Source organism: Telluria sp. LT2P34, assembly GCF_059685915.1.
This window is the reverse complement of the sequence record NZ_JCASIN010000005.1, coordinates 153,524-167,005: the sequence shown is the minus strand read 5'-3', so window position 1 is coordinate 167,005 and position 13,482 is coordinate 153,524. Positions and strand designations below refer to the sequence as shown.

Sequence of the window (13,482 nt, the reverse complement as noted above, 5' to 3'; positions counted from 1 at the left end):
CATGAGAGCGCCATGACCGATTTCGCCTTTACGCCGCCCGCGCTTCCCTCGCTGGCCATTTTCGGCAGCAGCGCCCGTTTCCCGATCCGCCGCGTCTTTTGCGTTGGGCGCAACTACGCGACCCACGCGCGCGAAATGGGCAGCGATCCGGACCGCGAACCGCCCTTCTTCTTCACCAAGCCGGCCGACGCCGTGGTGCCGGCCGAGGGCGCCCTGCCCTATCCGCCGGCCACGCAAGACCTGCACCATGAAATCGAGCTGGTCGTGGCCCTGCGCTCGGGCGGCGCCGACATTCCGTCCGACGAAGCGCTGGCGAAAGTCTGGGGCTATGGCGTCGGCATCGACCTGACCCGGCGCGATTTGCAGGCCGCCGCCAAGGAGACCGGCCGGCCCTGGGACATGGCGAAAGGCTTCGACGCCTCGGCGCCCTGCACCCCGCTGCGCCCGGTCAGCAGCTTCGGCCACCCGTCCGAGGACGCCTGCATCCGCATGACGGTGAATGGCGAAACGCGCCAGGACGGCGCGCTCAATGAAATGATCTGGCCGATCGCCGACATCATCAGCCACCTGTCGCGCCTGGTGACGCTGGCGCCGGGCGACCTGATTTTTACTGGTACGCCGGGCGGGGTCGGCGCCTTGCAGCCGGGCGACAGGGTGCATGGCGAAGTGGCGGGGGTGGATGAATTCGACCTGGAGATCGTCGAGAAATAATCTAGTGCTCGATCCAGCCCTTGGCATGCTCGACCGCGCGCGCCCAGCGCCCGCGCAGCTCCATCCGCCGCTCGGCTTCCATCGCCGGCTCGAAACGGCGCTGGGCGCGCCACAGGGCTTTGATTTCCTCGCGCGAGCTCCAGAAACCCTCGGCCAGCCCGGCCAGGTAGGCCGCGCCGAGCGCCGTGGTTTCAGTGACCGCCGGGCGCACCACCGGCACCCCGAGCAGGTCGGCCTGGAATTGCATCAGCAGGTCGTTCCTGGCGGCGCCGCCATCGGCGCGCACTTCGCGCACCGGGCAGGCGGCGTCCTTCTGCATTGCCGCCAGCAGTTCCGCGCTCTGGTAGGCGATCGCTTCGACCCCAGCACGGGCGATGTGGGCGGCGGTGGTGCCCCGCGTCATGCCGACGATGGTGCCGCGCGCGTACGGATCCCAGTGCGGCGCCCCGAGGCCGACGAATGCCGGCACCAGCATCACGCCGCCGGCGTCCGGCACCGAGGTGGCCAGCGCCTCGACGTCGCTGGATTGCTTGATGATGCCGAGGCCGTCGCGCAGCCACTGCACCGTGGCGCCGGCCATGAACACGCTGCCCTCCAGCATGTAATCGGTGCGCCCGTCGACCTTCCAGCCGACGGTGGCGAGCAGCCGGTTGCGGGAAACGGGCGGCACATAGCCGGCATGCATCAGCATGAAGCAGCCTGTGCCATAAGTATTCTTGACCATGCCCTTGTCGTAGCAGGCCTGGCCGAAGGTGGCGGCCTGCTGGTCGCCGGCGATGCCGGACAGGGGGATCGGGGCGCCGAACCATGCATCGTGCACGACGCCGACCTGTTCCGAGCTGCGCACGACTTCCGGCAGCATCGCCGCGGGAATGCCGAACAGCTCGAGCAGCTGCGGGTCCCAGCGCATCGAATGGATGTTGTAGAGCATCGTGCGCGAAGCGTTGCTGACGTCGGTAACGTGACGCCCGCACAGTTTATAGGCGAGCCAGCTGTCGATCGTGCCGAAGCACAGCTCGCCGCGCTCGGCCCGGTCGCGGGCGCCCGGCACATGCTCCAGCAGCCATTGCAGTTTGGTGGCCGAGAAATAGGCGTCGAGTTCGAGGCCGGTGCTGCGCTGAACGAGGCGCGCATGGCCCGCCTCGCGCAGACGGTCGCAGGCGCCGGCGGTGCGGCGGTCCTGCCAGACAATGGCGCGCGCGATCGGCTCGCCCGTCGCGCGGTCCCAGACCAGGGTGGTTTCGCGCTGGTTGGCGATGCCGATGGCCGCCACCTGCCCGGCTTTGACCCCGGCGTCGGCAAGCACCTTGCGCGCGCAGGCAAGCTGGCTGTTCCAGATATCGAGCGCGTCGTGCTCGACCCATCCGGGCTGCGGAAAATGCTGGGGATATTCCTGCTGGGTGCAGGCGACGACCTGGCCCTGGCGATCGAACAGGATGGCGCGGGAACTGGTCGTTCCCTGGTCGAGCGCCAGAATGTATTGCTGCACATATTGAGGCACGTGGGTCCCCTGCGCTTGAAAAAAAATTCAGTGTAAAGCAGGCCGATAGGCCGGATTCTGTGTAGTGGTTTCCCTTGCGGGACGCCCCTATGACAGCCATTCCTCTAGGCGCCGAATTACTCCGGCGCTCAAGCTTCCTACCCGCACGCTCCGCGAGCAACATCAACGCGTGCCTATTTGGAATTGCTCCGAGTGGAGGTTACCGCGTTTCACCGTAACTTAATACGCTCGTCTCTGTGGCCCTGTTCCTCGCCTTATACCCTGGCTTGCGCCAGGGCTTTCAGCGGACGGCCGTTAACCGTCACCCTGCTCTATGGAGTCCGGACCTTCCTCCCGCCAGCACCTTGAGAGTGCCAGCCAGCGGCTGTCTGGCCTGCTTCACGGGATGCATTGTACCCGATGCCGCCATCGCCCTGCGCTGCGCGCCGGCGCGTTTTTCCGCATTTGTTCTTATTTGTCATTTCTGAAATTTGGTGTCGCCATTTCAAAAGCCCCGGCCGGACCGCTCACATAGAATGGGCCGATGCCCGCAAACCACCAAGGATGACCGACCCATGACGCACCCTTCCCGCACCGGCGGCCAGATCCTGGTCGATGCACTGCATGTCCACGGCGTCGACACCGCCTTCGGCGTGCCCGGCGAAAGCTATCTCGACGTGCTCGACGCGCTGCACGATTCGAGCATCCGCTTCATCGTCAACCGCCAGGAGGGAGGCGCGGCATTCATGGCCGAAGCCTATGGCAAGCTGACCGGCAAGCCGGGCATCTGCTTCGTCACGCGCGGTCCCGGCGCCACCAACGCCTCGATCGGGGTGCACACGGCCTATCAGGACTCGACCCCGATGATCCTGTTCATCGGCCAGGTCGGCAACGACTTCATCGACCGCGAAGCCTTCCAGGAAATCGACTACCGCCGCATGTTCGGCGAAATGGCGAAGTGGGTGGCGCAGATCGACCGTGCCGAGCGCATCCCGGAATACCTTGCGCGCGCCTTCCAGGTGGCGACCAGTGGCCGCCCCGGCCCGGTGGTGCTGGCCCTGCCCGAAGACATGCTGATCGACCTCGCCCAGGTGGCCGACACGCGCCGCTATGCGCCGGTGCAGGCCTCGCCGTCGGCCGCTCAGATCGACAAGCTGCGCACGCTGCTGATGGAGGCCCGGCGGCCGCTCGTGCTGCTTGGGGGCGGCACCTGGAATGCGCAGGCTTGCGCCGACCTGCAGACCTTCGCCGAAGCGAACGCGCTGCCGGTGGCCTGCAGCTTCCGCTTCCAGGACCTGCTGGACAACGCCCATCCGAACTACATCGGCGACGTGGGCATCGGCATCAACCCGAAGCTGGCCGCGCGCGTCAGGAATGCCGACCTGCTGATCGCCATCGGCCCGCGCCTGGGCGAGATGACGACCGGCGGCTACACCCTGCTCGCTTCCCCGGTGCCCACCCAGCGCCTGGTGCACATCCATGCCGACCCCGAGGAACTGGGCAGCGTCTACCAGGCCGACCTGATGATCGCCAGCGGCGCGCCGCAAGTGGCCAGCATGCTGGCGGCAATGGCGCCGGTGGATGCGGGCGCCTGGCGCGACTCGGTGGCCCAGGCCAAGGCCGAACTGGCCGCCTTCCAGCAGCAGCCGCCGATTTTTGAAAGTGGAGAAGCCCCGCTCGACCTGTGGCAAGTCGTGCAGGACCTGATGGCCGCCCTGCCGCACGACACCATCGTCACCAATGGCGCCGGCAACTACGCCTCGTGGGCGCACCGCTTCTGGCGCTACGGCGGCATGCGTACGCAGCTGGCGCCGACCAACGGCGCCATGGGCTATGGCGTGCCCTCGGGCGTGGCCGCGAAAATCGTCGACCCGGACCGCACGGTGCTGACCTTCGCTGGCGATGGGGAATTCATGATGACCGGGCAGGAACTGGCGACCGCCGTGCAATACGGGGCGGGCGTGATCATCATCGTCTTCAACAACAGCATGTTCGGCACCATCCGCATGCACCAGGAAAAAACCTATCCGGGACGCGTGTCCGGGACCGGCCTGCACAACCCCGATTTCGCGGCGCTGGCGCGGGCTTATGGCGCGCATGGGGAGGTAGTGGAAAAGACGGCCGACTTCGCGCCGGCGCTGGAACGCGCGGTGCGTCATGCAAATGGCCAGCAGCTGCCGGCCCTGATCGAACTGCGCTACGACGGCAACCTGATCACGCCGAACGCCACGCTGGAGACGCTGCGGGCCCAGGCCCAGGCGGCAAAGGCCGCCTGAACCGCGCTTGGCTTATACGACGTCGTCGCCCCGGCGAGCCGGCGTGATTCGCGGCAGGCGTGCCGAGAAGACCACGCCGTCATCATCGCCCGAGGTGACGGAAATCTCGCCATGGTGGGCGTTGACGATCTGCTTGACCACATACAGGCCCAGACCCAGGTTCGGCGTACCGGCCGCAACCCGCTCGCTCGGCGGACGGATGGCAAACCGCTTGACCGGGTCGAACAGGGTGCGCAGCTTGGCCGGCGCAATAGGCTCGGCCGCGTTGCGCACCTCGTAGATGACTTCATCTGGAAGGCCGCGCAGCGCCACCTTGATCGGGAACTCCGGCTTGCCATGCTGGACGGCGTTCGAGATCAGGTTCGAAAACACCTGGGACATGCGCGCGCCGTCCCAAGCCCCGACCAGGCCACCCTCGGTCGTCAGCTCGATCTGGCGATCCGGATGAAAGGTCTTCGCTTCCTCGACCACGTTGAGGCAGATCTCCGCCAGGTCGACCGTCGTCGGATCGACCGGGATGCCATCGCCCAGGTGCGAGGTCGAAAAATCGAGCAGGTCGCGCACGATCGCATCCATGCGTTTCGAGCTGTTGAAGATCCGCAGGCCGACTTTCAGGGCTTTCGAGGGCAGGCTCTGGTCTTGCAGCAACACCTGTGCGCCCATGCTGATGGCGCCGAGCGGCGTGCGCACGTCATGACCGAGGATGGCGAGGAACAGGTTCTGGGCTTCGCGCAGCATCTTGGCATAGCGCGCCATCGATTCGGTCTGGGCCTGGTCGATCGCTTCGTTGAAACGGATCATGTCCTGGATGTCGCCGGCGGTCGTAATGTCGACCTGGCGCGCCCACAGGCGCAGGACACTCGAGCGCAACGCCCGGTATTCGGCCATCACCTGCTCGCCGGTGAAACCTGCCGCCACGCGGTCGGCCGCGTGAACCTCGGCCGCCGTATCGGTTGCCATTTGCGGGCCAAGTCCCTTGGATTTGGCGATGCTCTCGTGTTCCGCCTGAGGCGTGTCGAGGTCGGCCGCGACCACTTTCAGGACGGCCGCGGCGTGATCGCGCAACTCTTTTTTGTTGGCGTTAACCAAAGGCTCGATCGTCGAAGCGAAATCTTCCCACTCCTGCAAGATGCACTCGAGGTTGCCTACAATAAAACTCGATAACTTCATTAATGTCCTATATGTTGATTAGCCGTAACAGGGTTCTGCTGCAGCAGCCTGCGCACCTCGACCAGTAATTCTTCGGCCAGGAACGGTTTTCTCAGGAAGGCATCGTAGGTTTTCCCAGGGGCAACCCGGCATTGCAGGGATCCGCTCATCAACAGGATCGGGATGCCTGTCATCGATGGGCTGGCCTTCATTTGTTTGCTCAGTTCCAGGCCGGTAAAATCAGGCATGCAGCAATCTGAAATGAGCAGCTCGGGCTGCTTGTCGGAAATTTTTGCGAGGGCTTCCCCGCCGCTCAATACCACGCTGGTGTCATAGCCGTAAGACTCCAGCAACATCGAACAGTTCTCGGCGAAGTCTGAGTCGTCGTCTGCAATTAAAATCATGGTTCTCTCCTCGAGCCTGCGAATGCCTGTATTCATGCCGGCGGCATGGCCGCCGGCACCGTATTAACGCTGTGGCAGCACGACGACGGTGTCGCCGGTGCGGCCCTTGTCGCCTTTTTCGCCTTCGTAGCCCTGGGCGCCGGTCGCACCGGTGTTGCCGGTGTCGCCGGTCTGGCCCGTGGTGCCGGTATCGCCGGTCTGGCCGGTCATGCCCGTATCGCCAGTCATGCCGGTCGCGCCCGTGGCGCCCGTGGCGCCGGCTGGCGCTTCAGCACCGGTAGCGCCGGTGGCGCCGGTAGCACCGGGTGCGCCGGCAGGACCGGCAATCACTTGCACCACGGGAGCCGGGGCTGGCGCTGCCGCAGGCGCCTCGGATTTGCTGCAGGCGGAAAGGGAAACGGTGGCGGCCAGGGCGAGCAGAATCAGGGAATGTTTCATGATGAATCCTTTTGTCGGGACGTGCGCCGCGGCAGGCGGAACGGCTCGACGGCGTCGGGCAGGCGTTCTACGTGGCGGGTGAGGGAAAGTGGCCAGGAGTGCGGCCGGCGTCAACTTCGACGCAGGCGGAACGGCGGGGAGTAAAACCATCATGCGCCGCCATTTCACCTGCTTCCGTACGGAAACGTACATTGCGCAGTTTTAGCTGTGCGCATGACAGTGATTTTTGACGGATCTCATGCCGCGCGGGCAGAACGACAGCCGCCCGGCGGATACGCTATGCTGCTCGGCAGCGGCCCGGTTGGCCGCGCCACACACGCGCACCACATACGATCAAGGAGACGTACTACCGTGAATGACGCCCCAGAGCTGGTCCTGTGTATTCCCGGACCCTGGCGGGACCGCAAGGAGTTGACGGACAGCATTGCCGACAGCGAGACCGGTTATCAATTGATCGCCGGCGTGCTGCGCGATACTTTCGACGGCTTTGCCTGCGATCTCGTGCTCGAGGGCGCCGATCCGGAGCTGGCGGCCGCCTTCGCCAAGGCCGGACCGCACTGGGCGCAGTCGGATGCGATGGCGGCGGTGGCCGACCATGACTGCGTCGTCTACCTGGTCGGCAAGGGCGGCTCGCGCGACGCGGCCGAGTCGATGATGCGCGCCGCCGGCGCACTGGTCGAGGCCGGCGGGCTGGGGGTCAAGGTCGACAGTACCGGCATCGCCCACGGCCCGGCCTACTGGTTCGACATCTGCGACAAGCTCGATCAGCTGACCGCGCACCGGGCGCTGGTGGTGTACGTCATGGGGAGGGAAGAGGTTTTCTCCTGCGGCATGCATAACTTCGGCCTGCCCGATGCGATGACGGGCGCCTTCGACAAGGCGGCCGCCGCCGACATGCTGCGCACGTTTACCCGCTACCTGCTGGAAGGCGCGCCGCTGCTCGCGGACGGGCATACCTTCTCGGTACGCGAGGGCGAGCCGGTCTACCGCGTGCATAAAGTGCCGGCACGCGACTACGGCCCCGACTCCCTCTTCAACAATCCCTACGGCGCCTGGCGCCTGGAGCTGGAGGGAGCCGAAGCCGGGCAAGCGCTCACCGAGAGTGCGCAGGCAGACAAGCAACACGGCTGGTGGAGCAAGATCCGCTCCTGAGAACCTCGTGCGCCTTTCGTTCAACCCGGCTGGCCCGGTTCCAGGCCCAGTTCCGCCGGCAACGGCACCGGCCCGTCGAACAGGCTGTGCTGCTCGGTCAGGAAGAGCGCGACCACGGTGATGAAAATCCAGGCAAGCGCATGGCGCATGGGGCGGCTGGGAAATCGCGGAAGTTTCATGGGCGGTCCTGTCGGTCTGGATGCGTTCACGCCGAATCTACCCTTCCTGCGCCTGCGCCGCCAGTGCGCACGCTTGGGCGCGCCGGGCTATTCGAACGGCGGCGGACGGGACGGCGGAACTGTCGCGTTTGTGCATGCCGGGTTCGGCTCGCCCAGGCCGATTCGGCAGGTCGCCCTCTGGTAGAATACGCGCGACCCTAGCCCCCCAACACATATCCATGTTTAGTTTTTTCAAAAGAAAAAAAGCCCCCGAAACGCCGGACCCGGTCGAGCCTGCTGCTGTCGAGCCCGCCCCGGCGCCCGAGCGCGCAGCCCCGCCCGCGCCTGTCGCGGTCGCCCCTGTCGCATTGCCCGAAGCCGAGCTCTTCATCGAGGAAACGGCCGAGCGCCCGACCACCGAGGCCGAAAAGAAAACATCGTGGATGAGGCGCCTGAAGGCCGGGCTGTCGAAGACCTCGAGCAACCTGTCGCTGCTGTTCGTGGGCGCGCGCATCGACGAAGACTTGTACGAGGAACTCGAGGCTGCGCTGCTGATGTCCGACGCCGGCATGGACGCAACCCAGTTCCTGCTCGACAACCTGCGCCGCAAGGTCAAGGAAGACAAGCTGCTCGACGCCGCCGCCGTCAAGGCCGCGCTCAAGGACTTGATGGTCGAGATGCTCGCACCCCTTCAAAAGCCGCTCGAACTGGGCCGCCATGAGCCGATGGTGATGATGATTTCCGGCGTCAACGGCGCCGGCAAGACCACAACCATCGGCAAGCTGGCCAAGCACATGCAGCGCTCAAGCCAGTCGGTGCTGCTGGCCGCCGGCGACACCTTCCGCGCCGCCGCGCGCGAGCAGCTGATGGTCTGGGGCCAGCGTAACAACGTCACCGTGATCTCGCAAGCATCGGGCGACCCGGCCGCGGTCGCCTTCGACGCGGTACAGTCGGGCAAGGCGCGCGGCGTCGACGTCGTCATGGTCGACACCGCCGGCCGCCTGCCAACCCAGCTGCACCTGATGGAAGAACTCAAGAAGATCAAGCGCGTGATCGGCAAGGGCATGGATGGCGCGCCGCACGAGCTCCTGCTCGTCATCGACGGCAATACCGGCCAGAACGCGCTGGCCCAGGTGAAAGCCTTCGACGATGCGCTGCAACTGACCGGCCTGGTCATTACCAAGCTGGACGGCACGGCCAAGGGCGGCGTGCTGGCCGCGATCGCGCGCACGCGCCCGGTGCCGGTGTACTTCATCGGCGTGGGCGAAAAGCTGGACGACCTGCAGCCTTTCAATGCCGAAGAATTCGTCGAAGCGCTGTTGGGTTAACAAGAAGAGCTACAGCCAATGATCGAATTTCACTCCGTTTCAAAACAGTATTCCGCCGAGGCCACCGCCCTCTCCGACGTTTCCCTGAACATCGACAAGGGCGAGCTGGTGTACCTGGCCGGCCCCTCCGGCGCCGGCAAGTCGACCCTGATGAAAATGGTCGCGGCCATCGAGCGCCCCAGCAGCGGACGCGTGATCGTGTTCGGCCAGGACATCGGCAAGCTGAAAAAGCCGAGCATCCCCTTCCTGCGGCGCAAACTCGGGCTGATCTTCCAGCACCAGCGCCTGCTGAACGACCGCAACATCCTGGCCAATGTCATGCTGCCACTGCTGGTCTCGGGCGCACCGACGGGCGCTGCCGAAAGCCGCGCCCGGGCCGCGCTCGACAAGGTCGGCCTGCTCGACCGCGTGCGCGCCCATCCGCTCGAACTGTCGGGCGGCGAGCAGCAGCGCGTGGCGATTGCCCGTGCGATCGTCAACCGGCCGCAGATCATCCTGGCCGACGAACCGACGGCCAACCTCGACCGCGTGGCGGCCGACAAGGTGCTCGACGCCCTGCGCGCCTTCAATTCGGTCGGCGTCACCTGCGTCATCTCGACCCACGACGAGCAGGTGCTCGACCGCGCGGCGCGCGTGATCCGGCTCGAGCACGGGATATTGGTCTCCGCCGGCGCCCCGGGCAGCCATGTCCTGGCCGAGCGCGCGGCGACCGACCGCCGGGTTGCCGACCGCGCCCTGGCCGACCGCGTGATTGCCGAGCCTGCCGCCGACCCTGCCGTCGATGACCTGGGAGCTGCGCCATGAGCCCGTGGATCCGCCACCACCGCTTCGCCATCGGCGCAGCGCTCTCGCACCTGCGCAAGGCGCCGGGCAGTTTCCTGTTCAACGTGCTGGTCGTCGCCGTTGCGCTCGCCCTGCCCTTCGCCGGCCTGACCCTGCTCGACAACGTCCGCCCGATGACCGGCCAACTGTCGGTTGACCCGGAAGTGAGCCTGTTCGTGAAACCGGAAGCCTCGCGCGCAGACGCCCAGGCGCTCGAGCCGCAGCTGCGCCGCATCCTGCAGGGCAGCCAGGCCCGCATCGCGTTCGTGCCGCGCGAGAACGCGCTGGAAGACTTGAAGGAACGCAGCGGCTTGTCGGCCGCCCTCGATACCCTCGGCGACAATCCTTTGCCCGACAGCTATGTGATGAAGCTGGAAGGCTTTTCCAGCAGTGCCGACGCGGCGCGCATCGACGGCATCGTCGAACAGATGGGCGCGCTGCCGCAGGTCGATACGGTGCAGGTCGACTCGGCCTGGGTCAAGCGCCTGGCCGCGCTGCTGGGCATCCTGCGCCTGGCGCTGCTGCTGGCAGTGACCCTGGGCGTGGTCGTGATCGCCGTCGTGTTCAACACCATCCGCCTGCAGGTGCTGACCCAGCGCGACGAAATCGCCGTCTCGAAACTGCTGGGTGCAACCGACAACTTCATCCATCGCCCCTTCTATTACACCGGCGCCCTGCTCGGCCTGTGCGCCGGCGCCGTGGCGCTGGGCGCGGTCATGCTGGCCCTGCACCCGCTGAACGCGGCGATTGCCGATTTCGCGCGCCTGTACGCGTCGGAATTCCAGTTGGCGCCGCTGGGAGCGCTGGAGCTGCTGGGTTTGCTGGCGGTAAGCGCCGGACTCGGCCTGATCGGGGCGATGCTGTCCGTGCAGCGGCATCTGGCGCGGCTGAGCTGAGCGTAGTTTGTTTATGGTAGGCACGCTCGTGCCTACCATATTATTTCCTGACCAAATCTTCTTGTAGTCCTGCGCGCCGCGCCTGCGCCGGATAGCAGCGCTTCACCCGGCGAACTTCCCCCACCGTGCGCCAACTAACAGAAAACAGGGTGCTTGTCCCCGTACCCTGCGGTTTAAACGGCAGTACAAGTCACACACATTTGAGGTCTATCAAGAGATTTGCAAGATTCTGCTCTACAGTGAATCTGCACTTTTTTTAAATACTGATGGGCAATACTTTAAGCAGACTTAAACGATTCCGCTCCTATGGGGGGTCGCTGGCACTCACCCTCAGGGAGTGCTAATATATGTCCTCAAGTGAACGACTACAAGGCTTGTAACGCATCGCGCACGATGTCGTGCAGTCGGCGCCGGGGTGTCCTGGTCAGCTTGACGATGCAGCACAAATGACTCTACGAGGAAAAGATAATGTCCGCACAATCCGCATTGGTTCCAACCAGCAATCGTGCCCTGGGACTCGGCTTTACCGGCCAACTCGGTAACATCGACGCGTATATTTCCGCGGTGAACCGCCTGCCGATGCTGACCCATGAGGAAGAAGTTTCGCTGGCAACGCGCCTGCGCGATGCGAACGATCTCGATGCCGCACAAAAACTGGTGCTGTCGCACCTGCGCCTGGTGGTGTCGATTGCACGTGGCTATCTCGGCTACGGCCTGCCGCATGCCGACCTGATCCAGGAAGGCAATATCGGTCTGATGAAGGCAGTCAAGCGTTTCGACCCGAACCAGGGCGTGCGCCTGGTGTCGTACGCCATGCACTGGATCAAGGCCGAGATGCACGAATACATCTTGAAGAACTGGCGCCTGGTAAAGGTCGCCACGACCAAGGCCCAGCGCAAGCTGTTCTTCAACCTGCGCAGCAACAAGGTTGGCCTCGATTCGATGACGCCGACCCAGGTCGACGACCTGGCGAAGATGCTCAACGTCAAGCGCGAAGAAGTGATCGAGATGGAAACCCGCCTCTCGGGCCGCGACATCGCCCTGGAAGCGCCGACCGACGACGAAGACGACAAGTTCTCGCCGATCGCCTACCTGTCCTCGGACATGCAGGAGCCGACCAAGGTGCTGGAAGCCGAACAGGTCACGCGCCTGCAGTCCGAAGGCCTGGAAACGGCGCTGGGCAAGCTCGACCCGCGCTCGCGCCGCATCGTCGAAGCGCGCTGGCTGGCGAACGACGACGGTTCCGGTGCGACGCTGCACACGCTGGCCGAAGAGTTCGGCGTGTCGGCCGAGCGCATCCGCCAGATCGAATCGGCGGCCTTGAAGAAGATGAAAGGCGCGCTGGCGGCGTTTATCTAAGCGCCAGTCGCATGCAGGAACAGGCGGCCCCGCGAGGGCCGCTTTTTTTTGTACGAACGGGCCACCAAAAAAAACGGCGGCCTGTGAGGGCCGCCGCAAATCCGGTAAGTACAACGGGCTTTCGCCCGTTTTCAATCAATAAATCGCGCCGCCAGCCGTATCCTTCAGCTGCACTTTCCAGGCGCCCTGCACCAGCTTGATGACCGATGCCGGCATCGGCACGTAGTCGAGCTCGGCTGCTGCGGCGGCGCCGTTCTTGTAGGCGTAGTCGAAGAACTTCACGACTTCCTTGCCCTTGGCCGCGTCAGCCTGCGCCTTGTGCATCAGGATGTAGGACACGCCCGTGATCGGCCAGCTGTTCTTGCCGGCGGTGTCGGTCAGGATCACGGCGAAGCCCGGGGTCTTGGTCCATTCGGCGCTGGCGGCGGCGGCCTTGAAGGCTTCGTCGTCCGGCTGCAGGTACTGGCCGTCCTTGTTCTTCAGCTGGGTGTGCGACAGCTTGTTCTTCTTGGCATAGGCCCACTCGACGTAGCCGATCGAACCCTTGATGCGCTGCACGTTGGCGGCGACGCCTTCGTTGCCCTTGCCGCCCACGCCCGTGGCCCACTTCACCGAGGTGCCGGCGCCGATCTTGGCCTGGAAGTCAGGGTTCACTTTCGACAGGTAGTCGGTGAACAGGAAGGACGTGCCCGAGCTGTCGGCGCGGTGCACGACGGTGATGTCGGCGTCCGGCAGTTTCACGCCCGGGTTCAGGGCGGTGATTGGCTGCGCGTTCCACTTGGTGATCTTGCCGAGGTAGATGTCGGCCAGGACCGGGCCGGTCAGCTTCAGCTGGCCCGGGGTCACGCCTTCGACGTTGATCACGGCGACCACGCCGCCCATGATGGCCGGGAACTGCATCAGGCCCGCTTCTTCCAGCTCGGCGGCCTTGAGCGGCATGTCCGAGGCGCCGAAGTCGACGGTTTTGGCCTTGATCTGCTTGATGCCGGCGCCCGAACCGACCGACTGGTAGTTCATGCTGCTGCCGGTGGCGCCCTTGTACATTTCGGCCCACTTGGCGTAGATCGGGTACGGGAAGGTCGCGCCGGCGCCCGTGACGTCGGCGGCAAAGGAGGAAGACATCACCATCGCTGCGGCGGCGCCGGCGATCATCGTTTTGAACAGCTGCTTGGTTTTCATGTTGTCGTGGTCCGGTGTTGGCGAAGGTTGATCAAGTAACCAGCGCAGTCTAACGACCCAGTGTGACCGGCATGTGACGTGCATGTGACGGTTGCATGACAGGCGAATGCGCCGCCGCGTTGGCGTTTTT

Annotated in this window: 13 protein-coding genes and 1 other RNA gene; 7 read left to right on the top strand and 7 right to left on the bottom strand. The window is 65.0% G+C overall.

Translation table 11 applies throughout. From position 1 onward, the window contains the following. Nucleotides 1-12 precede the first annotated feature (12 nt). On the top strand, nucleotides 13-711 hold the full coding sequence (locus tag AC56KZ_RS15150) for a fumarylacetoacetate hydrolase family protein (RefSeq protein WP_497163008.1): 699 nt from the start codon (nucleotides 13-15) through the stop codon (nucleotides 709-711). 1 nt (nucleotide 712) lies between these two features. On the opposite strand, the gene glpK is transcribed toward AC56KZ_RS15150, so the two are convergent. Both glpK and rnpB read right to left on the bottom strand, forming a co-directional pair. After that, nucleotides 713-2,200: a glycerol kinase GlpK gene (gene glpK, locus AC56KZ_RS15145; protein ID WP_497163141.1), complete on the bottom strand. Its 1,488-nt coding sequence runs from the start codon at nucleotides 2,198-2,200 to the stop codon at nucleotides 713-715. 42 nt (nucleotides 2,201-2,242) lie between these two features. Next, nucleotides 2,243-2,592, bottom strand: an RNA gene (gene rnpB / locus AC56KZ_RS15140) — RNase P RNA component class A. 174 nt (nucleotides 2,593-2,766) lie between these two features. Here rnpB and AC56KZ_RS15135 point away from each other — a divergent pair. After that, entirely contained in the window at nucleotides 2,767-4,467 is a 1,701-nt protein-coding gene (locus AC56KZ_RS15135) for a thiamine pyrophosphate-binding protein (RefSeq protein WP_497163007.1), read from the top strand. 12 nt (nucleotides 4,468-4,479) lie between these two features. Here AC56KZ_RS15135 and AC56KZ_RS15130 read toward each other — a convergent pair whose 3' ends face one another. The 3 genes from AC56KZ_RS15130 to AC56KZ_RS15120 form a co-directional block, all read right to left on the bottom strand. Continuing rightward, complete coding sequence (locus AC56KZ_RS15130) at nucleotides 4,480-5,637, bottom strand: sensor histidine kinase (RefSeq protein ID WP_497163006.1); 1,158 nt, start codon at nucleotides 5,635-5,637, stop codon at nucleotides 4,480-4,482. Then, nucleotides 5,637-6,020, bottom strand: coding sequence for a response regulator (locus AC56KZ_RS15125; protein ID WP_497163005.1), 384 nt, complete (start codon nucleotides 6,018-6,020; stop codon nucleotides 5,637-5,639). The genes AC56KZ_RS15130 and AC56KZ_RS15125 overlap by 1 nt, the downstream gene beginning before the upstream one ends. A 63-nt stretch (nucleotides 6,021-6,083) precedes the next feature. Then, complete coding sequence (locus tag AC56KZ_RS15120; protein ID WP_497163004.1) at nucleotides 6,084-6,458, bottom strand: collagen-like protein; 375 nt, start codon at nucleotides 6,456-6,458, stop codon at nucleotides 6,084-6,086. 351 nt (nucleotides 6,459-6,809) lie between these two features. Between AC56KZ_RS15120 and AC56KZ_RS15115 the strand changes: the two genes are divergently transcribed. Further along, nucleotides 6,810-7,610, top strand: coding sequence for a DUF4261 domain-containing protein (locus tag AC56KZ_RS15115; protein WP_497163003.1), 801 nt, complete (start codon nucleotides 6,810-6,812; stop codon nucleotides 7,608-7,610). Nucleotides 7,611-7,630: 20 nt separating this feature from the next. Here AC56KZ_RS15115 and AC56KZ_RS15110 read toward each other — a convergent pair whose 3' ends face one another. Continuing rightward, nucleotides 7,631-7,789 (bottom strand): hypothetical protein, encoded by a 159-nt coding sequence (locus AC56KZ_RS15110; protein ID WP_497163002.1) that lies wholly within the window; start codon nucleotides 7,787-7,789, stop codon nucleotides 7,631-7,633. A gap of 218 nt (nucleotides 7,790-8,007) precedes the next feature. Here AC56KZ_RS15110 and ftsY point away from each other — a divergent pair, with 218 nt between their 5' ends. The 4 genes from ftsY to rpoH all read left to right on the top strand — a co-directional run bounded on the left by ftsY (nucleotide 8,008) and on the right by rpoH (nucleotide 12,173). Then, nucleotides 8,008-9,096, top strand: a complete 1,089-nt coding sequence (gene ftsY, locus AC56KZ_RS15105; protein WP_497163001.1) for a signal recognition particle-docking protein FtsY — start codon at nucleotides 8,008-8,010, stop codon at nucleotides 9,094-9,096. Between the two features lie 18 nt (nucleotides 9,097-9,114). Next, nucleotides 9,115-9,900: a cell division ATP-binding protein FtsE gene (locus AC56KZ_RS15100; protein ID WP_497163000.1), complete on the top strand. Its 786-nt coding sequence runs from the start codon at nucleotides 9,115-9,117 to the stop codon at nucleotides 9,898-9,900. Beyond that, nucleotides 9,897-10,814: a permease-like cell division protein FtsX gene (gene ftsX, locus AC56KZ_RS15095; RefSeq protein WP_497162999.1), complete on the top strand. Its 918-nt coding sequence runs from the start codon at nucleotides 9,897-9,899 to the stop codon at nucleotides 10,812-10,814. Before AC56KZ_RS15100 ends, ftsX begins: the two co-directional genes overlap by 4 nt. A gap of 468 nt (nucleotides 10,815-11,282) precedes the next feature. Beyond that, complete coding sequence (gene rpoH / locus AC56KZ_RS15090; protein ID WP_497162998.1) at nucleotides 11,283-12,173, top strand: RNA polymerase sigma factor RpoH; 891 nt, start codon at nucleotides 11,283-11,285, stop codon at nucleotides 12,171-12,173. 135 nt (nucleotides 12,174-12,308) lie between these two features. On the opposite strand, the gene pstS is transcribed toward rpoH, so the two are convergent. Beyond that, the gene (gene pstS / locus AC56KZ_RS15085) at nucleotides 12,309-13,352 is read right to left on the bottom strand and encodes a phosphate ABC transporter substrate-binding protein PstS (protein WP_497162997.1); all 1,044 of its coding nucleotides are present in this window, start codon (nucleotides 13,350-13,352) and stop codon (nucleotides 12,309-12,311) included. Between the last annotated feature and the right edge of the window lie 130 nt (nucleotides 13,353-13,482).